The sequence below is a fragment of the Gottfriedia acidiceleris genome, from assembly GCF_050457485.1.
Lineage (GTDB): Bacteria > Bacillota > Bacilli > Bacillales > Bacillaceae_G > Gottfriedia > Gottfriedia acidiceleris_D.
In genome coordinates, this window is sequence record NZ_JBCMJM010000017.1 from 170898 (window position 1) to 195677 (window position 24780).

The 24780-nt window shown below is 33.6% G+C and carries 19 protein-coding genes; 4 read left to right on the forward strand and 15 right to left on the reverse strand.

From position 1 onward, the window contains the following. Nucleotides 1-18 precede the first annotated feature (18 nt). From ABEY15_RS18530 to ABEY15_RS18555, 6 genes are all read right to left on the reverse strand, one after another. Entirely contained in the window at nucleotides 19-1620 is a 1602-nt protein-coding gene (locus tag ABEY15_RS18530; protein ID WP_429891590.1) for a CTP synthase, read from the reverse strand. Between the two features lie 314 nt (nucleotides 1621-1934). Then, nucleotides 1935-2483 carry a DNA-directed RNA polymerase subunit delta gene (gene rpoE / locus ABEY15_RS18535; protein WP_429891591.1) on the reverse strand — a complete coding sequence of 183 codons (549 nt, stop codon included), beginning with the start codon at nucleotides 2481-2483 and terminating at the stop codon, nucleotides 1935-1937. A 267-nt stretch (nucleotides 2484-2750) separates the two neighbouring features. Continuing rightward, complete coding sequence (icmF, locus tag ABEY15_RS18540) at nucleotides 2751-5990, reverse strand: fused isobutyryl-CoA mutase/GTPase IcmF (protein ID WP_429891592.1); 3240 nt, start codon at nucleotides 5988-5990, stop codon at nucleotides 2751-2753. 124 nt (nucleotides 5991-6114) lie between these two features. Then, a complete protein-coding gene (locus ABEY15_RS18545; RefSeq protein WP_429891593.1) occupies nucleotides 6115-7245 on the reverse strand; it encodes an acyl-CoA dehydrogenase in 1131 nt (376 codons plus the stop codon). Between the two features lie 403 nt (nucleotides 7246-7648). Further along, the gene (locus ABEY15_RS18550) at nucleotides 7649-8830 is read right to left on the reverse strand and encodes an acetyl-CoA C-acetyltransferase (RefSeq protein ID WP_429891594.1); all 1182 of its coding nucleotides are present in this window, start codon (nucleotides 8828-8830) and stop codon (nucleotides 7649-7651) included. A 160-nt stretch (nucleotides 8831-8990) separates the two neighbouring features. Continuing rightward, nucleotides 8991-11099 (reverse strand): heterodisulfide reductase-related iron-sulfur binding cluster, encoded by a 2109-nt coding sequence (locus ABEY15_RS18555; protein ID WP_429891595.1) that lies wholly within the window; start codon nucleotides 11097-11099, stop codon nucleotides 8991-8993. A gap of 213 nt (nucleotides 11100-11312) precedes the next feature. Here ABEY15_RS18555 and cls point away from each other — a divergent pair, with 213 nt between their 5' ends. From cls to ABEY15_RS18570, 3 genes are all read left to right on the forward strand, one after another. Then, entirely contained in the window at nucleotides 11313-12506 is a 1194-nt protein-coding gene (gene cls, locus ABEY15_RS18560) for a cardiolipin synthase (RefSeq protein WP_429891596.1), read from the forward strand. 43 nt (nucleotides 12507-12549) lie between these two features. Continuing rightward, the gene (uvsE, locus tag ABEY15_RS18565) at nucleotides 12550-13506 is read left to right on the forward strand and encodes a UV DNA damage repair endonuclease UvsE (RefSeq protein WP_429891597.1); all 957 of its coding nucleotides are present in this window, start codon (nucleotides 12550-12552) and stop codon (nucleotides 13504-13506) included. 218 nt (nucleotides 13507-13724) lie between these two features. Further along, nucleotides 13725-14093, forward strand: a complete 369-nt coding sequence (locus ABEY15_RS18570; RefSeq protein WP_429891598.1) for a YybH family protein — start codon at nucleotides 13725-13727, stop codon at nucleotides 14091-14093. Between the two features lie 57 nt (nucleotides 14094-14150). Here the strand turns inward: ABEY15_RS18570 and ABEY15_RS18575 are convergent, their stop codons facing one another. The 5 genes from ABEY15_RS18575 to ABEY15_RS18595 form a co-directional block, all read right to left on the reverse strand. After that, the gene (locus tag ABEY15_RS18575; RefSeq protein WP_429891599.1) at nucleotides 14151-15218 is read right to left on the reverse strand and encodes an anti-sigma factor domain-containing protein; all 1068 of its coding nucleotides are present in this window, start codon (nucleotides 15216-15218) and stop codon (nucleotides 14151-14153) included. A 2-nt stretch (nucleotides 15219-15220) separates the two neighbouring features. Further along, the gene (sigI, locus tag ABEY15_RS18580) at nucleotides 15221-15949 is read right to left on the reverse strand and encodes an RNA polymerase sigma-I factor (RefSeq protein WP_429891600.1); all 729 of its coding nucleotides are present in this window, start codon (nucleotides 15947-15949) and stop codon (nucleotides 15221-15223) included. A gap of 183 nt (nucleotides 15950-16132) precedes the next feature. After that, nucleotides 16133-17398: a DUF5667 domain-containing protein gene (locus tag ABEY15_RS18585; RefSeq protein WP_429891601.1), complete on the reverse strand. Its 1266-nt coding sequence runs from the start codon at nucleotides 17396-17398 to the stop codon at nucleotides 16133-16135. Nucleotides 17399-17662: 264 nt separating this feature from the next. Then, a complete protein-coding gene (gene argS / locus ABEY15_RS18590) occupies nucleotides 17663-19333 on the reverse strand; it encodes an arginine--tRNA ligase (protein ID WP_429891603.1) in 1671 nt (556 codons plus the stop codon). Then, nucleotides 19330-19767, reverse strand: a complete 438-nt coding sequence (locus tag ABEY15_RS18595) for a DUF1934 domain-containing protein (RefSeq protein WP_165346951.1) — start codon at nucleotides 19765-19767, stop codon at nucleotides 19330-19332. The genes argS and ABEY15_RS18595 overlap by 4 nt, the downstream gene beginning before the upstream one ends. Before the next feature lie 508 nt (nucleotides 19768-20275). On the opposite strand from ABEY15_RS18595, the gene ABEY15_RS18600 reads away from it, so the two are divergent. Then, complete coding sequence (locus tag ABEY15_RS18600) at nucleotides 20276-20530, forward strand: hypothetical protein (RefSeq protein ID WP_429891604.1); 255 nt, start codon at nucleotides 20276-20278, stop codon at nucleotides 20528-20530. A 111-nt stretch (nucleotides 20531-20641) separates the two neighbouring features. Here ABEY15_RS18600 and ABEY15_RS18605 read toward each other — a convergent pair whose 3' ends face one another. The 4 genes from ABEY15_RS18605 to speB all read right to left on the reverse strand — a co-directional run bounded on the left by ABEY15_RS18605 (nucleotide 20642) and on the right by speB (nucleotide 24775). Further along, nucleotides 20642-21868 (reverse strand): MFS transporter, encoded by a 1227-nt coding sequence (locus tag ABEY15_RS18605; RefSeq protein WP_429891605.1) that lies wholly within the window; start codon nucleotides 21866-21868, stop codon nucleotides 20642-20644. A 23-nt stretch (nucleotides 21869-21891) separates the two neighbouring features. Continuing rightward, nucleotides 21892-22314, reverse strand: a complete 423-nt coding sequence (locus ABEY15_RS18610) for a MerR family transcriptional regulator (RefSeq protein ID WP_429891606.1) — start codon at nucleotides 22312-22314, stop codon at nucleotides 21892-21894. A gap of 276 nt (nucleotides 22315-22590) precedes the next feature. Next, nucleotides 22591-23712: a PepSY-associated TM helix domain-containing protein gene (locus tag ABEY15_RS18615; RefSeq protein WP_429891607.1), complete on the reverse strand. Its 1122-nt coding sequence runs from the start codon at nucleotides 23710-23712 to the stop codon at nucleotides 22591-22593. A 190-nt stretch (nucleotides 23713-23902) separates the two neighbouring features. Further along, complete coding sequence (speB, locus tag ABEY15_RS18620; protein WP_429891608.1) at nucleotides 23903-24775, reverse strand: agmatinase; 873 nt, start codon at nucleotides 24773-24775, stop codon at nucleotides 23903-23905. Nucleotides 24776-24780: the final 5 nt, after the last annotated feature.

The window sequence follows — 24780 nt, forward strand, 5'->3', positions numbered from 1 at the left end:
GGGTGTTTTTTTATTTCCTTAACCTCGGTTTTGTAGTGATGCTCCTACAAAATCTCTGAATAATGGTTGTGGTCTATTTGGACGAGAAATAAACTCTGGGTGGAATTGAGAAGCTACAAACCATGGATGATTTGGCAACTCAATAATTTCTACTAAACGACCATCTGGGCTAGTACCTGAGAAGATAAATCCTTCTTGTTCCATTTGTTGACGGTATTCATTATTGAACTCATAACGATGACGGTGACGTTCATAAACAACTTCTTCTCCGTATGCTTCGTATGCTTTTGAACCTTCAACTAATTTACATGGATATAAACCTAAACGTAATGTACCACCTAAATCTTCTACATCTTTTTGTTCTGGTAATAAATCGATAATTGGATAGTTAGTAGTAGGATCGATTTCAGCTGAGTGAGCACCTTTCAAGCCTAAAACATTTCTAGCAAATTCAATTGACGCAATTTGCATACCTAGACAAATTCCTAAGAATGGTACGTTATTTTCACGAGCAAATTGTGCAGTTAAGATTTTGCCTTCTACACCACGGTCTCCGAATCCACCTGGTACAAGAATTCCATCTACATCGCTTAAAAGTTCGTTTACATTAGCTGATGTAACTTCTTCTGCATTAATCCATTTAATTTCAATTTCACTATCAAAAGCATATCCTGCGTGCTTTAATGCCTCTGCTACTGAAATATAAGCATCTTGTAATTCTACATATTTACCAACAAGAGCGATTTTTGTTGATTTAGTTAGGTTTTTAACTTTGTCTACTAAAGAAATCCACTCTGTCATATCTGCTTCATTTGTTTGTAGTTTTAAATGATTACATGCGATACTGTCTAATCCTTGTGCTTGTAATGCTAATGGGATTTCATAAAGAGTATCTGCATCTACACATTCGATTACATCTTTTGCATCTACATCACAGAATTGAGCAATTTTATCTTTCATTTCTTGTGGTACAGATGTTTCTGAACGTAATACGATGACATTTGGTTGAATACCAATGCTACGAAGTTCTTTTACACTGTGTTGAGTTGGTTTAGTTTTTAACTCACCAGCAGCTTTAATATAAGGTAGAAGTGTACAATGAACATACATTACGTTGTCACGACCTACATCGCCTTTAATTTGACGAATAGCTTCGATAAAAGGTAATGACTCGATATCACCAACTGTTCCACCGATCTCAGTGATAACAACATCAGCATTCGTTTCGCGACCCGCACGGAAAACTTTATCCTTAATCTCATTTGTAATGTGTGGGATAACTTGTACAGTTCCTCCTAAGTAATCTCCACGACGTTCTTTTTGTAATACAGTAGAATAAACTTTACCACATGTTACATTGTTGAATTTAGTAACGTTAATATCAACAAATCTTTCATAATGACCTAAGTCTAAGTCTGTTTCTGCACCGTCATCTGTTACGAAAACTTCACCATGTTGGTATGGACTCATTGTTCCTGGATCTAAGTTAATGTACGGATCGAACTTTTGAATTGTTACATTTAATCCTCTGTTTTTTAGAAGTCGTCCTAAAGATGCTGCAACAATCCCTTTACCAAGAGAAGAAACTACGCCACCTGTTACAAAAATATACTTTGTCATAATTGAGCCCCTTTCATTTTTAGCATTCGTATTTTATTTTTCCTTACAAGAAATTACAAAGCTAAACCTTTATAAAAAATTATTTAATAACATTTTGTATGCATGCTTTATTGTCATCCAAAACTGGGTTTTTTCATGCAAATTTTTAACATTTGAATCTAAAGCAAACATTTCATTTATTGTTTTATTACATTGAGTATTTGTAAAAAAACAAAGACGCCCCCTATTTAAAATAGGGAGCGTCAAAATATATTTCGTTCTTTTTAAAGAGCCCAATAAGAATTCTACTCATTCAGTACTTAAAAGTCAAGAACTTATAGCTCCTCTTCCTCTTCAAATTCATCTAATTCTTCATCTTCTTCATCTTCTAGCTCTAAATCTTCATCATCTATTTCAAGGTCTTCATCATCTTCATCGATTTCTTCGTCATCAAACTCATCAGTTTCATCATCATCAACTAGATCTTCATCTACCTCGTCTAACTCAAGTTCTTCCTCTTCAAAATCATCATCTTCAGATGTGTCATAATCTTCGAACTCATCGTCTTCTTCCAATTGTTTACGTTTCTTCTTAGGTTTTGCAACAGGTAATACTTCTTCTTCTGCTTGATCGTATGGGTACCAAGCACGTAATCCCCAACGATTTTCACCTAAACATACGAAACGGCCATCAATATTTAATTCTGTATAAAATTGAGGAAGTTTTTCTAATAATGCCTCTCTAGTTACACCTAAAACTGTTGCCATTTGGTCAACTAAATCGTAAAAAGAAATAGGTTCCTTTGTTTCAGAAAAAAGTTCATATGCTAATTCAATAAGCGATAATTCTTTTAATTGCTCTTCCGAGTATTGCTTTAAACTCAAGGTAAGCACTCCTTTAAAAATAATATTTTCACCATAATTTAATAACATTATGTATAAATTTTACTAGTTAGCTATAAAATACATATCTTTCATTATAAACAAAACTAAGTTAAATATGCTAGCACCTTGTCTATATTTTTCAATATTAGATTATTTTTTTGCGAAAATAGTAAAATGAGCGTCTAAAAGACGCCCATTCTACCTAACTCCAATCACATGTCCCTTTTGCTGTCTTAAAACAGGACAAACGGCTTTCATAATTCTTTTTTACATATTTCTACGGTATTGTCCGCCTACTTCATATAATGCTTGAGTGATTTGTCCTAAACTAGCAACGCGAACAGTATTCATTAGCTCTTCGAATAAATTGCCATTTTGACGAGCAACTTGTTTTAATTGTTCTAAAGCAACTTGTGCTTCTGATTTATGTTTCACTTGGAATTGCTCTACATGATCAATTTGAGATTGTTTTTCTTCGTAGCTTGATCTAGCGATTTCCATTGTATTAATTGATTCCATTTGTTCGTTAGGATTGATGTAAGAGTTTACTCCTATAATAGGAAGGTCACCATTATGTTTAAGTGTTTCATAATAAAGTGATTCTTCTTGAATTTTGCTGCGTTGATATTGAAGCTCCATCGCACCTAATACGCCACCACGGTCACTGATTTTCTCAAACTCTTTTAAGACCGCTTCTTCTACTAAGTCTGTTAACTGCTCAATGATAAATGATCCTTGGATTGGATTTTCATTTTTCGATAGACCATTTTCTTTTTGAATAATAAGCTGAATCGCCATTGCACGACGTACAGATTCCTCAGTAGGAGTTGTTACAGCCTCATCGTAAGCATTTGTATGAAGTGAGTTACAGTTATCATATAAAGCCAATAACGCTTGTAACGTTGTACGAATATCATTAAATGCCATCTCTTGAGCATGTAATGAGCGACCTGATGTTTGAACATGGTATTTAAGTTTTTGGCTACGTTCAGATGCACCATATTTTTCTTTCATAGTTACAGCCCAAATTCTTCTCGCTACACGTCCGATTACCGAATACTCAGCATCAAGGCCATTACTAAAGAAAAACGATAAATTATGGGCAAAATCATCAATTTTCATGCCTCGACTTAAATAATATTCAACGTAAGTGAATCCATTTGATAAAGTGAATGCAAGTTGTGAAATCGGATTTGCTCCAGCTTCAGCAATATGGTATCCAGAAATTGAAACTGAATAATAATTACGAACACTATTATCAATAAAATACTGCTGTATATCGCCCATCATTTTTAAAGCGAATTCTGTTGAGAAAATACATGTATTTTGACCTTGATCCTCTTTTAAAATATCAGCTTGAACAGTACCACGAACTTTTTGTAAAGTTACTCGCTTTATTTCTATAAATTCTTCAACTGTTAAAATACGACCTAATTCTTTTTCTTTTATTTCAACTTGTTGATGGATAGCAGTATTTAAGAACATAGCTAAAATAATTGGTGCTGGACCATTAATTGTCATAGAAACAGATGTTGAAGGACTACATAAATCAAAACCATTGTATAGCTCAATCATATTATCTAAAGTACATACATTAACTCCACTCTCACCAATTTTCCCAAAAATATCAGGACGGATTGCTGGGTCTTCTCCGTATAGAGTTACTGAATCAAATGCTGTACTTAAACGTTTAGCTGGGTCATTCTCACATAGATAGTGGAATCGTTTATTCGTTCTGCTTGGAGGTCCCTCACCAGCAAATTGTCTCTTTGGATCTTCATCTTGACGCTTGAATGGGAACACTCCAGCTGTATATGGGAAATATCCAGGTACGTTTTCTTTCGCTACCCATCTTAATAAATCTCCATAATCTCGATAAGTAGGTACAGATACTTTCGGTATTTTTGTGCCCGATAAAGTTGTAGTTGTTAACTCAACTTTAATTTCTTTATCTCTAATTTTTTGAATTAGTTGATCTTGTGAATATGCTTCTTTAATCAATTTAAAATGATTTAGAGCTTGTTTTGTAGATGGAGCAAGAGATTCTTCAAATTTATTTTTCAAATCTACTAATGTATGTTTTGCATCTTCAATATTTTGTGACTCTATTTCAGATAGTGTTCCTTCAATTTGATAAAGCTTTGAAGCTTTTGCTGCCTCAACTTCAGTGTTTTCGTGATAGTTTCTTACAGTTTCTGCAATTTCTCTTAAATAAAAACGACGATTACTTGGAATAATGACATGTTGTTTCTCAACATTACCCGGCTTAATATATGTCGTATTCCACTCATTTGTAGTGTGTTTTTCAATTGATTTTGTTAAAGCTAAAAATAAATTATTAGTTCCTGCATCGTTGAACTGGCTAGCTATTGTTCCGTATACAGGCATTGTAGCGATATCATCATGGAAAAGATGACGACTACGTTGATATTGTTTTTGAACAAGACGTAATGCATCTTCTGAGCCTTGTCGTTCAAATTTATTAATTGCAATCAAATCTGCAAAATCAATCATATCAATTTTTTCTAATTGCGAAGGTGCTCCAAATTCACTTGTCATAACGTACAGATGAATATCACTGTACCTGGTAATTGCAGCATCACCTTGACCTATACCACTTGTCTCAACAAAAATAACGTCAAAATCAGCTGATTTTAAGATTGAAATCGTATCCTCTAATGCATTTGAGATTTCAGATTGGCTATCTCGAGTAGCTAAACTTCTCATATACACATTTGGATGGTGAATTGAATTCATACGAATACGATCACCTAATAGTGCCCCACCTGTTTTACGTTTTGTTGGGTCAATTGAAACAATACCGATTGTTTTTTCTGGAAACTCTTGAATAAAACGGCGTACTAGCTCATCTGTTAATGAACTCTTACCCGCTCCACCAGTACCAGTCATACCAATTACTACACTTTTACTAGTTTCTGATTTTTCTAATGTTGCGGCCATCTCTAGGCTTGAATCTAGAGAACCTTTATTTTCAGCTAAAGTAATAAATCTAGCAATTTCTTTATGATTTGTAGCAGATAGTTTTTGAACGTTTTCTAAGTCTTTCAAAGGTGGAAGAAAATCTGTGCTTTGTAACATATGATTAATCATTCCTTGAAGTCCCATTATACGGCCATCTTCAGGTGAATAGATTTTAGTGATTCCGTATGATTCTAACTCCTCTTGCTCCTTAGGCAGAATTACGCCACCACCACCACCAAATAACTTGATGTGAGATGCGCCTCTTTCTTGAAGCAAATCGTACATATATTTAAAGTACTCCATATGTCCACCTTGGTAGGAAGAAATTGAAATACCTTGTACATCCTCTTGAATTGCTGCGTTAATAATTTCTTCTACAGAGCGGTTATGGCCTAAATGAATAACTTCAACACCATTTTCTTGCAATAATCTTCTAATCATATTGATTGACACGTCATGGCCATCAAATAAGCTTGATGCAGTAACGAAACGAATCTTGTGCTTAGCTTGATACTTTTCTACCATACTAATCATCCCCCAGAATTATAATTGCTTTTTTTTGTAAAAGAAAACTTGGCAAAGGTCTACCCATATTCCTTGTACCAAGCTATCCTAATCATTCGTAATGCGAAAAGAAGAATTAATATTTTTACAGCATTCTTGAGATTACTAGTTTTTGAATTTCTTGTGTTCCTTCATAGATTTGAGTAATTTTAGCATCTCTCATAAAACGTTCCACTGGATAATCCTTCGTATATCCATAGCCACCGAAAACTTGTACTGCCTCTGTTGTAACCTTCATCGCAGTATCTCCTGCTAGTAATTTAGACATAGCAGATTCCTTACCATATGGAAGTCCATTAGATTCTAACCATGCAGCTTGATAAGTTAATAGACGAGAAGCTTCGATACCTGTAGCCATATCAGCAAGTTTAAATGAGACACCTTGTTGAGCAATAATTGGTTTACCAAATTGAACACGCTCTTTAGCATAATCAACTGACGCATCTAAAGCACCTTGTGCAATACCTACTGCTTGAGCAGCGATTCCATTTCTACCACCATCAAGAGTTTGCATCGCAACTTTAAATCCTTTACCTTCTTCACCTAATAGGTTTTCAGCTGGGATACGGCATTCTTCGAAGATAATTTCAGTTGTTGGCGATGAACGAATACCTAATTTACTTTCTTTCTTTCCAACTGAAAAACCTGGTGTATCACTTTCAACGATAAATGCAGAAACTCCGTGTTTATTTGTAGGATCAGTCACTGCAAATACTACGTAAATTTCCGCTTCTCCACCGTTAGTAATAAATATTTTTGAACCATTTAATATATAATCATTTCCTTCTTTTCTAGCAGTCGTTCTCATCCCACCAGCATCTGACCCAGATCCTGGTTCAGTTAATCCATAAGCACCGATTTTTGTTCCTTGTGCTAACGGTTTTAAGAATTTTTGTTTTTGTTCTTCAGTACCAAATTTATATATCGGCCAACTAGCTAATGAAGTGTGAGCTGACAAAGTTACACCTGTTGAAGCACAAACTCTAGAAAGCTCTTCAACCGCGATAACGTAAGCTAAATAATCACTACCGATTCCACCATATTCCTCTGGGAATGGAATACCTGTTAATCCCAACTCAGCCATTTGATCAAAAATTGAACGATCAAATTTTTCATGCTCATCACGCTCAGCAGCTGACGGAGCAACCTCATTTCTAGCAAAATCTCTTACCATTTTACGAATCATTTCATGTTCTTCACTTAAACGAAATTGCATAGATCATTTCCCCCGATTTTTGCTAGGACAAGGATCACAATCAAATGAGAGGCTTTAATCGAAGATAATTATTTTATATCCTATTCCCCTTATCTTAATTGCTCCCTTATCACTGCCATGTTGTTTTTGTCGATTTTTGTAAGCGTTAACAAAATATTTTCTACTTTAACTAAAAAGATAGTCTACTTCGTATAATATTAGACAAAAATCTGAAAATTCCTGTTATTTTTTGTAGAAAAATTTTTAAGTCTGGAAGGAAGGAAAAATAGGATCAAGTTAATAGGCAAAAATAGAAAAGCAAAAAAAATAACAGCTTAAGGGAGGTAGTACTTAGGCAGAAGGAAATATTCCCTTCCACACCTTTCCTACTCTTCCCATACCCTGCTATTCTTGCTTTTCTCTCTTATCGTACCTCTACTAAGACCGCGTCTCCTTGACCACCACCGCTACAAATTGCAGCAATTCCAAGGCCTCCGCCTCTTGCTTTTAGTGCATTAATTAAAGTTACGATGATTCTTGCACCACTTGCTCCAATTGGATGTCCTAGAGCAATCGCTCCACCATTTACATTTATTTTTTCTAAAGGTATATCCGCAATTTTCGCACTTGCTAAAATTACTGCTGCGAATGCTTCGTTAATTTCAAATAAGTCAATATCTGACATCTTTTTATTTGTTTTTTGTAATAATTTTTGAATTACATATCCTGGAGTTCTAGGGAAGTCCTTTGCTTCTACAGCCATTGATTCTGTTGCAACAATTGTAGCTAAAGGTAAGTAGCCATTTAGTTTTGCTTCTTCCTCACTCATTAACAATAGTGCTGCACCTGCGTCATTTAATCCAGGTGCATTTCCAGCTGTGATCGTTCCGTCGCGATCAAATGCTGGTGATAGCTTAGCTAGTTTTTCAATAGTAGTATCTTCCCTTGGACACTCGTCTACTTCTATTTTTGTTACGACTCCTTTTTTGCCAACTGACTCAATCGTTACAATCTCTTCTTCAAATTTACCTGTTTTAATCGATTCAACCGCAAGTTGTTGACTACGAAGTGCCCACTCATCTTGTTGTTCACGAGATATGTCTTCAAGTTTAGCAACTTCACTTCCGTATGTGCCCATATGAACTCCAGTAAATGAACAAGTTAAGCCATCTACTAGAAGACCATCCTTTAATTCTGTGTTCCCCATTTTATTTCCCCATCTTATAGAGGTTTGATAATAGGGTGTATTGCTCATTGATTCCATTCCACCTGCAACAATACGTTTACTTTCGCCAGAACGAATCAATAGATCAGAAAGCATAACACTACGCATACCAGATGCACATACTTTATTAATTGTTTCTGATCTTGTTTCCCAAGGTAATCCTGCATTACGCAGTGCTTGTCTTGAAGGTAATTGTCCTTGTCCACCTTGTAAAACTGTACCCATTATTACATCATCAATCTTTTCTAATGGATGGTTAACACGATTCAATGTCTCTTTAATTGCGATACCACCTAACTGAGCAGCACTAAAGCCCTTTAAGGCGCCTCCAAAACGTCCGATTGGTGTACGAACTGCACTTACTATAACTGTCTTACTCATCCCATTTTCCCCCTTAAAATTTTATCTATTTCTCCTCTATAATAAAATTCTATAATCAATCAATTCACCAAATAAAAAAACGCTGGCAGGCAGTCTGAAAGGTGTACAAGTTGCACACCTTTCATTGCTATTTTATGAAGATTGAAAAGTTATAGAACTTTTATGAAGCTTGGTTTTGTTTGTCACCAAAAATCGATAACTCTAAAAGCTCTGCTATATCTAGTGTTTTAACACTTTCTTCGACTTCTTTTGCTTTTGTTCCATCTGATAGCATTGTTAAGCAATAAGGACAACCTGTTCCAATTACATTTGGACTAACTGCAAGTGCTTGTTCAGTACGTGTTACATTAATACGATTACCAACATGCTCTTCCATCCACATTAATCCTCCACCCGCTCCACAGCACATACCTGTTTCACGTTTACGCTCCATTTCAACCAGTTTGACACCAGGAATTGCACGAAGAATATCCCTAGGAGCTTCATAAACTTCATTGTATCGACCTAAATAGCATGAATCATGGTAAGTAATCACTTCATTTACTTGATGAACCGGCTTTAACTTACCTTCTTTAACCAATTGAGATAATAATTCTGTATGATGATAAACTTCTATTGATAAACCAAAATCAGGATATTCATTTTTAAATGTGTTATAAGCATGCGGGTCAATTGTTACTAATTTGCTTACTCCCGTTTTTTCAATTTCTGCGATATTATTACTTGCTAACTCTTGGAATAAGAATTCTTGACCTAATCGTCTAGGTGTATCGCCCGAATTTTTCTCCTTATTACCTAAAATAGCAAACTTAATTCCAGCTTCATTCATTAGTTTCGCAAATGCTAATGCGATTTTTTGGCTACGATTATCATATGAACCCATTGCACCAACCCAGAATAAGTACTCAATTTCTTCTCCAGCTTTCTGAGCTTCTTTTACTGTTGGAATATGAATACTTTCATCAAGTTCTCTCCAATTTTCACGGTCTTTACGATTTAATCCCCATGGGTTTCCTTGACGTTCGATGTTTGTCATTGCACGTTGAGCATCAGGTTGCATCTTACCTTCTGTTAAAACTAAATAGCGACGTAAATCAATTACTTTTTCAACATGTTCATTCATTACTGGACATTGATCTTCACAGTTACGGCAAGTTGTACATGCCCAAATCTCTTCCTCAGTAATTACGTCACCAATTAAACTTGGACTATATTCCAATGTTGCTGCTGATTCTTGTTTTCCTTGTGAAGCAAATGCTAATTGATTTCCTTTTGTTTTAGAAAATGCAACTGTTGGAACCCAAGGTGCACGAGACGTTACAACAGCCCCTGTTTCAGTTAAATGATCACGAAGTTTTAAAATTAAATCCATTGGTGACAGCATTTTTCCAGTTGCAGTTGCTGGACATACATTAGTACAACGACCACATTCTACACAAGCATATAAGTCAATTAACTGTGATTGACGGAAGTCGCTGATTTTTCCAACACCAAATGTTTCTTGTGTTTCATCTTCAAAATCTATTTTTTCTAATTTTCCTGCTTTCGTTAAACGATTAAAATACACGTTTGCTGGACCAGCAAGTAAATGTGCGTGTTTTGATTGAGGTACATATACTAAGAACGTTAAAAGTGAAATTAAGTGAGTCCACCACGCAACATAAAATAAAGAAATTGATAAAGGCTTACTAATACCGTTAAAAACTGTTGCAATTAGTGATGCGATTGGTTCATGTAAGCTCGTTGCTTCACCATGCCAAATGATTCCCATACCATTACCAAATAGTGTTGATAACATTAATAAACCAATAAAAATAAGAACTAAACCACTTTTCCAACCTCTTTTTAGTCGAACTAACTTTTCAATATATCGTCTATGGAAGGCCCAAACAACTGCCACCAATATTAGTAACGCAATGATTTCTTCAAAAAATGTAAATGCACCATATAAAGGACCAAGAGGTAAATGTGCAGTAGGAACAAGGCCTCTTATAATAAAGTCTAAAGCCCCCGCTTGAACTAAAATGAATCCATAAAAGAATAACAAATGAATAAATCCACTTTTCTTATCCTTTAATAGCTTTTTTTGTCCAAAAACATTGACCCAAATTTTTTGAAAACGTTCTTTCAAATTTCTTTCAAATTCTTCTTTTTTACCTAATTTGATGTAGGCAAGTCTTGTTTGAATCAGGTAAATGAATAAATAAATTGCATAAACTGTAATTGCCACAAACCCTAGTGCGTTCAAATACAAAAGTGCATGATTCATGATGTATTCCTCCCCCAATTTTCCCGGCTATAAAGAAAACGCTTACTGTTTAAAAATTTATAACCATAATAATATTCAGAAAATATATAATTTAATTATATTATGAATGACTATTCAGTCAAATACTTTTTCATATTAAATTGGCTCTTTTTCATATTCTTCAATGTATATGGTCATACTATCAACACGTAAAAGGTAAAGGAGTTTAATTATATGATTCTTTTCATTTGCTTAATTGCTCTACTCTTTCTTATACTCCTTGCTAGTTTAGATCTTTATTTTGGTTATAAAGCTTTTCATAAATATGATGAAACTTGTCCATTTAAAAAAAGATATAGTGAAACAATGTTAATAACGGATGGAAACGTATTATACAAACATCTTCTAGACGATATAACAGAAGCAAGTAGTAGCATTTCTATGCTTTTTTATATTGTTCGAAATGATGATACATCCGAAAAATTTTTATCATTACTTGAAAGAAAAGCTCGGGAAGGATTACAAGTACGCTTGCTTGTTGATTGGATCGGAAGTTTTAGACTAAAGCGTAAAAGAATAAAAAAACTAAAAGAAAATGGCGTGGAAGTACTTTTTAATCGGAGAACTGGATTTCCATATACTCTCTATCGGTTTCAACACCGTAACCATCGAAAGATTACAGTAATAGATCAAAAAGTCGGCTACTTTGGTGGTTTTAATATTGGTAAAGAATATATCGGTTTTGATGAAGACTTAGGTTATTGGAGAGATTATCATATTCGAATGACAGGTGAAGGTGTAAAAGATTTACACATTCAATTTTTAATAGACTGGGTTAGAAGTGGCGGAGAATCCTTTACGTTAATTAAAGAAGATGAATTAGCAAAAGGAGAAATCGAGCACCACTTCTATTCATCGGACTTTGTACGCATTGAGAACCTATATAAAGATTTAATAGATCAGGCAGAAAAACATATTTACATCGGTACACCTTATTTTATTCCAACAAAAAAATTGATGAACGCACTTCTTGCAGCTCTTAATCGAGGCGTCCACATATGCGTAATGATCCCGGAAAAAGAAGACCACAGACTAGTTAAAGAGGCGAGTTTTCCACATCTCCTTTTAATTTTAGAAGGTGGCGGGGAAGTTTTTCATTATCAGAAAGGGTTCTTTCATGCCAAAGTACTACTCATCGATGATCGTTGCTGTGATGTAGGATCCGTTAACTTTGATCGTAGAAGTCTTTGCATAAATGATGAATGGAGCTGTATTTTTTCAAGTGAATCTTTCATATTGAAGATTAAAGAAATATTTACAAAGGACTTAGAACGCTCAAAATCATATCCTATTGGGCATTATAAAAATACAACATTCTTATGGAAATGTCGCAAGCTTTTATCTAAGCTTCTTTCTCCATTAATGTAATCCTTTATACATAAACAAAAACCAATGTAGAGGTGAACAAAATATGATTATTCGATTTGGATATGTATCTCATGCATTATCATTATATAATTGTTCACCTGCAAAAACTCTTACATTTACACGTTATAAAGCCCTTGACCTGGACGAACGTTTAGAGAAATTAATTTATGTTACATCGCAAAATATCGAAAATACGTATAGAGCACTTCATTATAATGTGGGACAACAAATTCCCTTATATAGAATGTCCTCTTCAATGGTCCCTTTGGCGACTCATCCAGATGTAGAATTTGATTATATAAATATTTTTCACAAACAATTTAAAGAAATAGGTGATTTTATCAAGAAGCATGAATTAAGGGTTAGTTTCCATCCTAACCAATTCACGCTTTTTACAAGTGATAAATCTCATATAACTGATAATGCTGTGATTGATATGGAGTATCATTATAAAGTTCTTGAGGCAATGGGTATTTCAGACAAAAGCGTTATTAATATACATATTGGAGGAGCATATGGAAATAAAGAGCTTGCGATCCAACGTTTTTATGAAAATATAAAAAAGCTCCCTACTCACATAAAAAAACAAATGACGTTAGAAAATGACGATAAAACATATAATACAGCTGAAACACTAATGGTTTGTAAAAACGAAGGTATTCCTCTCGTATTTGACTATCATCATCATATGGCAAACTTATGCGAAGAGCCGTTAGAGAAATTATTACCCCTTATATTCTCTACCTGGGAGCACACATATTTGAAGCCTAAAATTCATATTTCATCTCCGAAATCCGATAAAGAGTTTAGAGCGCATTCAGATTTAATTGACCTTGATTTTATTAAGCCCTTTTTTGACATCGTCAGATCAATTGGAAGTGATATCGATATAATGATTGAATCGAAAAAAAAGGATTTAGCTCTATTGCAATTAATGGAAGATATAGCGAAATGGAGAGGTTATAAGCGAATAAGTGGTGGTATGATCGAAGTTACTTAAGTTGAGAACCAAAGATATAACTGCAGAAAATAAAGGTGTCAAGAAAGAAATTAAAAAGTTTATTTATACTTACGCAGCCCTTAAGGAAGTTTAACTTACCTTGAGGATTTCTTTTGGCCTTAAATTAACTGATTAATTATGCAAAGTAATGATATGATGGTTTATAGATAATTCACCTGCAAGTCTTACTTCAACACTACTATAAAGGTGGTTTGTAAATGAGCTATCAAAAAGCGCTACAACAGTACATAAAAGCAACAAATACACATGATTTTAATCAAGTAAAAAAATATATTCACAAGGACGCCATTTATTGGTTTTCAGACAAAACCTGTACTTCTTTACTAGAAATTCAGCAGTATTTTGAAAATGCTTGGAATGTAATTCAAGATGAAGTTTACACAGCTACAAATGTAAAATGGTTAACTTCCGATCATAATTCTGCAACATGTACTTATCAATTTCAATATGAAGGCTATTTGAACGGGAAATTTGTTGTCGGTCACGGTAGGGCTACAAATATATTTAATAAGAATGAACAAGGTGAATGGAAAGTCGTTCATGAGCATTTGAGCGGCCTTTCATAAGGCTCTATACTTTCATGCTATTAACAAGTAATTTATACAAAAAAAACGCTTAGATTATCAATCTGAGCGTTTTTCAGTATCATACTGCAAGCCATTATTGTCCTCGTCTTCATCGTTTTCATTGTCTTTATCACGATTATAACAATCATGGCATCCATCATTATTGTCGTTTCCTTTTTGTAAACTATTTTTTTCTCCTACTTCGCGTCCATAATGGTATTCATTTTTTTTTTTATCTTGATCCTTATCGTCGTTATTGTTTTGTTTGTTTTGATTTTGCTTCGATGATTCATGATGTTCTTCTTGGTTTTTATGATTCCATTGACGTTGCTTGTTTCCCCGGTGCTCTTCTTGATGTCTATTATTCTTATCTTCTTTAGAATAATCATGATTACCAGCATTGTTTTTGTCTATATTGTGTGACTTTACAACTTGTTGATCTTTGTTACTATTTCCTCTTTTTGTTACTTCTGTTGAACGAGAATCAATATTTCTTACTTCCGTATTCAGACTTTGACTTCGAGTTTCAACTTTTGGTTTATCTAAATCATTAGAATTTGGAATATTAATATGGCTATTACTTTCTTGAATATCCTTTAATTCACTATTTAGCTCACCTTGTTTATTTTTAAATTTTTTATTCATTTCACCTGTTAATTTGATTTTTTCATCAGGTTCAATAACTTTAGATTTTTCCATTTCATCAACTAAGTCATCCATAACTATTTGCAAAGGCTTCTGTTTCCAGTTATCCATTTTATTAATCACTTTTTTCCCTTGTTCGTTGTGACCTTTTAATGATATAACCTTTAACTGTTTGTCTAAAAATAGTGAAACCTTTGCGTCTGCGACAATTGTAACTTTTCCAGCTGCTAATACTTTTTTATTGTTCCAATTAACGAATACAAAAGACATAAGAATTAATGCACTAGCAATTATGACAGGTATCATTTTTGATGTATTTATTCTTACTTTATTTTTTAAAATTATTGCATGGTTAGGGAACTGAATTTCTTCGCCAATCGAATAGGATGACAATAATTTTTTACATTTTAAATACTCTCCGTTAGCAGTTAGTACAACTACGGATGAGCGATTTACTTTTAATACAATACCATTGTTCATCTTCAGTTCCCCCTTTTCAAATAGTTTTGTAAATAAATATATTCATTGACGCTTATAATACTCATGGCAATTATATATTTTCTATGTTTTTCAAGCGTTTTTCGGCTTATATTAACTTTAGCTTCTAGTTTATTCATTGGTAGTTTTTTCTTTTTATATAGAGAAGTTAGCATTTCTTCATCAGATGTAATAAGGTCTACAACTGAATAAATATGCTCCCTTGTGTCTTCATGTTTAGGTGAAACCTCTACTAAAGTTTCTAATGAAATTCCAAATTGTTTAAGCATCTCACTGAAATGAATAATTTCCTCTTTACGATTTATTTCATCAAAGTTTTTTAAATAAGAGCTATACACATGGTCATCATATTGTTTATGTATATCATCTGAATCGGTTTGTTCTGAAGTCAATGATTGGTATTTAGATTCCTTGCGAAAGAAATCGATTAATTCTCGTTTTATAATCAACTTAGCAAAAGATAGAAATGACGCACCTTTTTTATATGAATATAGTTTAATTGCTTCATGAAATGCATTTAAACCGATACTATATTCATCTTCTTGATTAGTAATATATCTTCCACAAATAGTGGAAACAGTTTTGTTTATAAAAGGAGTATATTGAACGATGAAATCATCTAGTTCTTTTGATGAAGACTGTTGTATTGTTAATACAATATCTTCAATTTTTTCTTTTCTTTTATAAAGCGTCTGAAAAATTGTAAGTAACAAGACCCGATCTCCTTTCAAAAGAGGATTACTTAGCCATTAAAATTTAAAGGCGCCTCCACTCATTATATAATCAAATGAATGTATGAGGCACCATTTTAATTTAATCAGTTAAGCTTAAGCATATCGCATCTTATGAAATGTTTCATATGATTTAATTGAAAGGTGAATGGAAATAATTACTTATTAATTTTTACCATGCCCGTTTCCATGGTTTTCACCTTGGTTATTTGAATTCTCTTTTTTTCCACGATTTTCATGTTCACCTTGATTTCTATGGTTTGTACCATTTTCGTGCTTTACTACGTGTTTTACTTCATGCTTTACTACATGTTTTTCTTCTTTTTCAACTTTTACTTTTTTTACTTTAACTGGTTTTACTTCTTTTGACTTATGTTGATGTTCTTCCTTATGCTCTACTGTTACAGGTTTTGTAGCAACTTTTGCAGCGTCATCTTTGTCATCATTTTCACCTTGATCATCTTCATTAACATTTTTTACATCTGTGTCATTTACGTCTTCAATTTTAGTTACTGTAGTAATAACTTCTGGAGTTGCTGACTGATCTGTAGTTGAATCAGGGTATTGAACTGTAATAACTGGTTTTAGAGCAGTTGAATCCTGTTCTGTATGCTTTAAGACTTTCTCTAATCTTTCAGAAATTTTGTTAAAGCTCTTTTCAATATTTTTAGCAATCGCAGCTTTTGCTTTTGGATTTTTAACTTGATCTAAAACATTTGCTAAAACAAGTAAATTGTTATTTAAATGGTGTTGAATTTTTGCAATTTCTTTTTGCTCTTTTGTTAATTTTTGTTTTTCATGTTTTTCAACATTTTCTTTTTCTGTTTCAGATTTTTCTTGATCTTCTTTATCTGTTTCTTGTTTGTCTGTTTCAGATTTTTCTTGATCTTGTTTGTCTGTCTCAGCTTTTTCTTGATCTTCTTTTTCTACTTCTTGTTTGTCTGTATCTTGTTTGTCTGTCTCAACTTTTTCTGTGTCTTCTTTTTCTACTTCAGTTGAATCTTCTGCTGGCTTCGTAGTAACAGTACCTTCTGTTGTTGTTTCTGAATTCGTTGGCTCAGTAACAGTTGGAAGTTTACCATCAAGTTGGCCTTGAGCAGTATCCATTTGACTTAAAGCTTCTTTTAATGTTTCTTTTGCTAAATCTTCTTTGCCTTCTTTAATTAATTCTCTTGCTTCATGAATGCGCTCTTGAGCAAATTGTGCTAATAGTTCTGCTTCTTTAACTTTGTCTGTCGTTAGTAACAGTTGAATTTTTTCTACTGTTGTTTTAACAAAATAGAAGAAATCGCCTTTAACTAATGCAGGTGCTTCTTCCTTTTGGTCAGTTGGCGAAACTGTATCATTTTCTGCAGCAAGTACTGAACTAGAGAATCCTAACTGAGATAATAATAATGCTGTTGCCGTTGTATGTACTAATAATTTTTTCATGAATTTTTTTCCCCTTTGTAAAAGTTTATTTATTTATTCTCACTATAACTATTCGCAGAGAATTTCATTTTTTAGGGGGTCATTTTAAAAAAAACTTAAAAAATTTATAAAAAAATGGTGAAACTTGTTTTCTTTCCCTATTTACCGACAAAGTTGTACAAAATAACTTACTAAAAAAATACAAAATAATACTTTGGAAATTTGATTAAGTTAACAAAAAAGTACCATACCCTAAATTAGGGCATGGTACTTTTAATTTACTATTTACATTTTTTCTGGTGCAGAAACTCCAACTAAAGCTAATGCATTTTGTAACGTAACTTGAACTGCCTTCATTAAGGCTAGTCTAGCTTTTGACTTTTCAACATTTTCAGCATCTAATACTTTTTCTGCATTATAGAAGCTGTGGAATGTGCCCGCTAATTCAAACACATAGTTTGTAATATGGTGAGGAGTACGTTTTGAAGCAGCCAATGAAACCGCTGCTGGGAATTCTCCTAATTTCTTTAATAACTCATATTCTTTTTCAGACGAAACAAGGCTGTAATCCGCTTCCCCATTGTAAACAATACCCATTTCTTCTCCTTGACGAAGAATACTACAAACACGAGCGTGAGCGTATTGTGAATAATACACAGGATTTTCATTTGATGTAGAAACAGCTAAGTCCATATCAAAGTCTAAATGTGAGTCACAACCGCGCATTGCAAAGAAGTAACGAGTTGCATCAGTACCTACTTCTTCCATTAAATCACGTAATGTTACAGCTTTACCTGTACGTTTACTCATTTTAACTTTTTCACCATCTTGATATAACTGAACCATTTGGATAATTTCTACTTCAAGCGTATCAGCATTATATCCTAATGCTTGAATTGCTGCTTTCATTCGAGGAATGTATCCGTGGTGGTCAGCCCCAAGAATATCAATTAATTTATCTGCACCACGACTAAGCTTGTCTCGGTGGTAAGCGATATCCGGAGTTAAATAAGTATAAGAGCCATCACTTTTAATTAGTACACGGTTTTTGTCATCACCATATGTTGTAGAACGGAACCAAGTCGCTCCTTCTTCTTCATATGTTTCACCACGTTGTTTTAAATCATCAAGAGCCTCTAAAACTTTGCCATTTTGATATAATGAAGTTTCTGAATACCATACATCAAATTCTACTCTGAAATTACGTAGATCTCTTTGTAGTTTTTCCATTTCTAATTTTAAACCATACTCGCGGAAGAACTTGTAACGAGCCTCTTCTGGTTCATTTACATAACGGTCACCGAATTCAGCAGCTAAAGTTTTACCGATCTCAATAATGTCTGAGCCATGATAGCCATCTGCAGGCATTTCTTTATCCATTCCAAGTGCTTGCATATAACGAGCTTCTACCGAAAATGTTAAATTATTAATTTGGTTTCCAGCATCATTAATATAATATTCACGAGTTACTTCATAACCTGCTTTATCTAAAATATTGCATAATGAATCTCCAAATGCAGCTCCACGAGCATGACCTAAATGTAAATCTCCAGTCGGATTTGCTGAAACAAACTCAACTAAAATCTTTTCACCGTTACCAAAGTTTGTTTGGCCATATTCATTTCCCGATTTAATAATCGTTGGAATTAAATCAGTAAGATAACTATTATCCATATAAAAATTAATGAACCCTGGTCCAGCAATTTCTACTTTTTTAATGCTTGCTTTACTTTGGTCAAAAGAATTAATTAACTCCTCTGCAATCATTCTAGGAGCCTTTTTAGCAACACGTGCTAATTGCATTGCCATATTTGTTGAAAAATCTCCGTGCGCTTTATCTTTTGGTGTTTCTAATACGACTTGTGGTAATTGTTCCTCCGTTGCTAATCCTGCTTTTAATACCGCAGCTTCGATTTCATTTTTCAAACGACTTTTTACTTGTTCTAATGTATTCATATCGTTGCCTCCTTAATTGATACTGTAATGTTATACGATCCAGCATTTTCATCTCCTACGAATAACTTATATCCTAATTGAAGTACCCCTTTTAAAGGTCCTTCAGATACTAGAAATTGTAGTTTTTTTGTATATGCCTTAGTTTGAAATACTCCTAATTCATTTGAGAAAGTACCTTCAGTTGTTTCATTTACTCTGTATTGATGACGCATCATAACTCCGCCATTACGAATAATTGTTACTTCCCCTTTACCTATTTTCATAGTAGCCTTTACTTTTCGATCCTCGTGATTTTCATCAAATAATAAATATGAAACATCATCTTTTTTATAGTATAGGCCATTTGCTTGAAAACTGATTTTATCACGCCCGTGTGGATCTTTTATCAAAGTCTCAAAGTCAATTGAGACAGGTATGCCTTGTTGTCCTTTCACTTTTACACGTCCTTTTCTCCCCATGAACGTAACGAATCACATCCAAAAATCATCTTTTCCCATTTTAGCATAATCTAATAAAAAAAATAAAATAGGTAACAAAAAAATGTGAAAAATATTCATTAAAGTGAACGAAATAATATGACTATCTGAAAAATTGGGGTACTTTCTTGATTCTAAAATATTTCATAGGACTTTCTTTACATAATATCCATAGCTTCGTTCTTTATAATGATGAATTTCATCCATAAAAAGTGTGTGAATTAATGAGAGTTCATTACGATAAATTGATCATTTTCAATAATGAAGGCAATAATCAGCCAAATTTATTTCGACTCACCAATTCTAAAAATGCAGGAACTATTACTCATTGAACTCATCTAATAATTTCAATTGCATCAACATACTAACAAAATAACCTTGCCATGAAAGTAAGGAGGATTTTTGTTTTCAATTGAAAACTGTTTGTGAGACAATTAAGAACATATGAAGAATAAAAGGGGATTTTATGAAAACAATCGCACGACTATCATCTAGCAAACTATTTTTCATTGGGCTAGGCATTGGAATCATTTCGTTATCGAGTATTTTTCTCATTTATTTGTACGCCTTTTTCGTACCATTCGTTGTTGGACTTATTTTGTGGTTCATTATCAAACGAAAAGCAATCATGTTCGGCAGTTTTACAGCAGCACTAATCGGATTACTCGCACTTATCGGCTTCATCGTTTATCTGATGATGTTCGGTCATTTTGGACCATGAAGAACAGCTCGTGTAGGGCTGTTTTTTGTTTGTATTCAAAAAACAAAAACCCGCTAGGAACTCGTAATTCCTAGCGGGTTTTCACCATTTATCGAGAGTTACTCGATCATTTTAATGTGCAGATTCTGCTTTATCAATATGAATTAAATGCTTTTTATTAATAAATAAGAAAAGTACCGATAGTAATACAAAACATCCACCTACATAGAAAGGTACATGTGGATTATACCATTCAGCAAGTTTACCTGCTAAATATGGTGCAATTGCTCCACCAAGGAAACGTAAAAAGCTATATGCAGCTGATGCTGTTGAACGTTCAACTGGAGCTGCTTGCATTACTGCTGTTGTAATTAATGTATTGTTATTTCCTAAAAATGCACCAGCAATTATTACACAAACTATAATTACACTATTCGTATCAGTTCCAATTCCCATAACGATAAGTGTAATAGCGAAAAGTGCTAACATAGCATACATCGATTTAAGTGTACCGAATTTTTTTTGTAATTTTGGTGCCATAAATACAGATGTAATTGCTAATAAAAGTCCCCATCCTAAGAATACAAATCCTAAACCATGTTCCTTTAATCCCATATAGAATGGTGAGAATGCTAATAAAGTAAAGAATCCAAAGTTATATAAAAATGCTGTAATCCCTAATGTTAATAATGATCTATGTTTAAGAGCACGGAATGGATCAAGAAACGATGCTTTTTTCGTACTTTGTGTAATAGGTGTTTTTGGCATCATAAAGGATAGAGATAAAAATGCAATTACCATTAAGCAAGCTACACCAAAAAATGGCCCTCTCCAAGAGATTGAACCTAATTCTCCACCTAGTAATGGACCAACTGATATCCCAAGACCAATCGCAGTTTCGTATAAAATAATCGATTGTGCAACACCTGATCTAGATAATGAAACAATAGCAGATAATGCAGTTGCAACAAATAGCGCGTTTCCTAGACCCCAACCTCCGCGTAACCATACTAACTCCCATATACTGCTTGAATTTCCCCCAAGACCTGCGAAGACTGCAATAATTAGTATGCCTAATAGAAGTGTCCACTTAATTCCAATACGTGAAGAGATAAAACCTGTTATTAACATCGCGAATGCCATTACTAAATTGTAACTTGTAAAAAGAAGCGTTACATCACTTTTAGAAGCATGCATCTTTTCAGCAATTGCTGGTAAAATTGGGTCAACTAATCCAATTCCCATGAATGCGATAATACAAGCAAAGCCAACAGCCCAAATAGCTTTTGGCTGATTCAAAAGACTAGATTTTTGATTTGCATGTGTCTTTTGATTTTTACTATCTGCCAAGTTTGACATATTTCATCCATCTCCCATATTATTTATTGTTCTAATGCTTTTTTCACCCTCTGATACATCTCATTCATTTCATCTCGAATATCGTTCATTTTTTTAAGTTTCTCATCAATCATTCTTAATTGTTGAGCAAGTATTGCTTCTGCTCTTAATAGATTTTCTTTTCTTTCATCATCATTCATCTTTTCTTTGTTTTCTCTATATTGCAATCGGAATTCTTCAAACGCCTCACCAATTGCCATATACTCCTGTACCTCCTGCAAAGAAAAACCAAGAACATCCCGAACATTCATTATTTTCTTCAGTCGTTCGATATGCAGGTCTGAATAAAGTCGAAATCCTCCTTCACTTCTTTCAGGTGGGGAAATTAAACCAATTTCTTCATAATAACGAATCGATCGCTTTGTTAATCCACATTCTTTCGCTACTTCATCTATCTTGTAGAGCAAATCATTGCCTCCTTTCGAAATAAATTTAACGTTTTTATATCACTTATTTATCTTACTCCTAATATATCGTTAACGTCAACGTTAACTTTGTGTTTTTTTCTATTTTTATCTTTCTACAAAATTGTTGTTTTACTATAAAAACAGTACAAATAATCATATTTTTGCCCGATTCAAAAAACCCGAAAGATAAATACGGCTTTTAGCGCATTTTCTTTCGGGCTCTAAAAAATGATTCAACTGTTGTCGTTAAATCATACTTCCATATAAAATTTTATCTTAAGCCGTTTGCTGTAATTTACTCATTTTTTTAACTTTATTTTTTCGTTTTAACGCCCACATTGTAATCCCAGTTATTCCTAAACCAAGTGGAGCTATTCCAACTAAGGCATAAATTGTTTTTACGAACACACCACCAAAAGTTCCTCTATGCAAACTTTCTCGCCAAACAAAGAATTTATCATAGGCTGTTTCAGTATTTTTCGAAAAAGTTCCTAAATGCTTTCCAGAAAATTGATCGAAAAATTCGCTTGTATTTCCTTTACCTTCAGGATCGTAACTGCCATCACTTAATTGGGCCTCTATAACACCTTCTTTATCTGATGGAAGTCTCAACTTATATAACTCACCTTCCGGGTGTATTTTATTAATTTGGGCAACTATCGTTTCTAGTCCTATTTGTTGTTTACCATTATCAACTGATTTAAGTTCTTCAGGATAATTAGATGTAAATTTCAATTTCAAAGATTCTTCAATCTTTTCTTGGAATGGAAATAGCATTCCCGTTATTGCTACAACAAGTAAAAATGGTAAAGTAATAACCCCTATGAAATTATGTAATGATAGATTTTTTGCCATTTGACTTTTATTCCATTTAATTTTTAGGCTTTTAACCATTCGTTTAATACCTGGATACCATAAATAAATACCTGTAATAAGAATTATAATAAATGCAATTGCAACGATACCAATAATTGTTTCACCAATATCATCTAATAATAAGTGTGTGTGTAACTCTTTAACAAAAGAAACGATTGATTTCTCTCTGTCAAAATTGCCTAATAATTTGCCATTGCTAGGATCAACATATGCATCAATTTCATTATGTCCTTTTGACATACTTGCATGATATACATCTGTTAACTTTGAAGGCACATCCATCCTCGAAATTTGAAAACCTTTGTAATGTTCAAGGAAAATCTTTTCTGCTTCTTTAATTCCAATATTTCTTTCACTACTTGCAGGCTTAAAATACTGCGGATTTAATACATGTTCAATCTGATTCCCAAACACTAATACACTACCCGTTGCACAAACAGCAATAATAAAAAGGCCAAAAACTAAGCTGCACACCAAATGTAGAGTTAAAATAAATTTTCTTACCCCTTTTTTCATTTTCATCTTCTCTTCTCCTATAATTTGATAACAATAATCGTTCTCAATTATAAAGGTAATGATTATCATTATCAATAAGGTTTTTACATTTTTAGTAAATTATTATTTAAGTAGCCTCAATTGTTTCAATTTCAAATTCAATATAAAAAGGCGATTCTCGTCCTGATGAACGAAAAATCGCCTTTTACAAATCTAATTATTTTACCCAACCTAATAAGATTTCACGAATAAATTTACTTGCCGCAACTTGAGTTTGCTCTGCATGATCGTAAACTGGAGCTACTTCTACTAAGTCTGCCCCAACAACGTTAATTTCACTGTTTGCGATTGCTAAGATGCTATCAAGCATTTCTTTTGATGTAATACCACCTGCTTCAAGAGTTCCTGTTCCAGGAGCATGTGCAGGATCTAATACATCGATATCAATCGTTACATATACTGGACGGCCAGCAAGCGTTGGAAGTACTTTCTTTAACGGCTCAAGCACTTCGAATTTGAATAAATTCATTCCAACTTCTTTAGCCCATTCAAATTCTTCCTTCATACCAGAACGGATTCCAAATGAATAAACATTTTTTGGTCCAATTAAATCACAAACTTTTTTAATTGGCGTTGAGTGAGATAATGGCTCACCTTCATATGAATCACGTAAATCAGTATGAGCATCAAAGTGAATAATAGCTAAATCTGGGTATTTCTTGTACATAGCTTTCATTACTGGCCATGATACAAGATGCTCCCCACCCATTCCTAGAGGAAATTTGCCTTCAGCTAATAAGCCGTCAATATAATCTTCAATCATATCAAGGCTTCTTTGAGCATTACCAAATGGTAATGGAATATCCCCTGCGTCAAAATATTTAACTTCTTCTAGTTCTTTATCTTGATATGGACTATATTCCTCTAATCCAATTGAAACTTCACGAATACGCGTAGGACCAAAACGAGAGCCTGGTCTGAAACTTACAGTCCAATCCATCGGCATACCATAAATAACTGCTTTACTTTCTTCAAAGCTTGGATGACTCTTTATAAATACATTTCCAGAATAAGCTTCATCAAAACGCATAATAA

Bases quoted from the DNA above. Each gene is read 5' to 3' on its own strand.
- ABEY15_RS18605 (WP_429891605.1), bottom strand. From the start codon at position 21,868: ATGTCAAACTTGGCAGATAGTAAAAATCAAAAGACACATGCAAATCAA.
- argS (WP_429891603.1), bottom strand. From the start codon at position 19,333: ATGAATACATTAGAACAAGTAAAAAGTCGTTTGAAAAATGAAATCGAA.
- ABEY15_RS18550 (WP_429891594.1), bottom strand. From the start codon at position 8,830: ATGAGTAAGACAGTTATAGTAAGTGCAGTTCGTACACCAATCGGACGT.
- ABEY15_RS18545 (WP_429891593.1), bottom strand. From the start codon at position 7,245: ATGCAATTTCGTTTAAGTGAAGAACATGAAATGATTCGTAAAATGGTA.
- cls (WP_429891596.1), top strand. From the start codon at position 11,313: ATGATTCTTTTCATTTGCTTAATTGCTCTACTCTTTCTTATACTCCTT.
- ABEY15_RS18600 (WP_429891604.1), top strand. From the start codon at position 20,276: ATGAAAACAATCGCACGACTATCATCTAGCAAACTATTTTTCATTGGG.
- ABEY15_RS18555 (WP_429891595.1), bottom strand. From the start codon at position 11,099: ATGAATCATGCACTTTTGTATTTGAACGCACTAGGGTTTGTGGCAATT.
- ABEY15_RS18585 (WP_429891601.1), bottom strand. From the start codon at position 17,398: ATGAAAAAATTATTAGTACATACAACGGCAACAGCATTATTATTATCT.
- ABEY15_RS18575 (WP_429891599.1), bottom strand. From the start codon at position 15,218: ATGAACAATGGTATTGTATTAAAAGTAAATCGCTCATCCGTAGTTGTA.
- icmF (WP_429891592.1), bottom strand. From the start codon at position 5,990: ATGGTAGAAAAGTATCAAGCTAAGCACAAGATTCGTTTCGTTACTGCA.
- ABEY15_RS18615 (WP_429891607.1), bottom strand. From the start codon at position 23,712: ATGAAAATGAAAAAAGGGGTAAGAAAATTTATTTTAACTCTACATTTG.
- uvsE (WP_429891597.1), top strand. From the start codon at position 12,550: ATGATTATTCGATTTGGATATGTATCTCATGCATTATCATTATATAAT.
- ABEY15_RS18570 (WP_429891598.1), top strand. From the start codon at position 13,725: ATGAGCTATCAAAAAGCGCTACAACAGTACATAAAAGCAACAAATACA.
- ABEY15_RS18530 (WP_429891590.1), bottom strand. From the start codon at position 1,620: ATGACAAAGTATATTTTTGTAACAGGTGGCGTAGTTTCTTCTCTTGGT.
- speB (WP_429891608.1), bottom strand. From the start codon at position 24,775: ATGCGTTTTGATGAAGCTTATTCTGGAAATGTATTTATAAAGAGTCAT.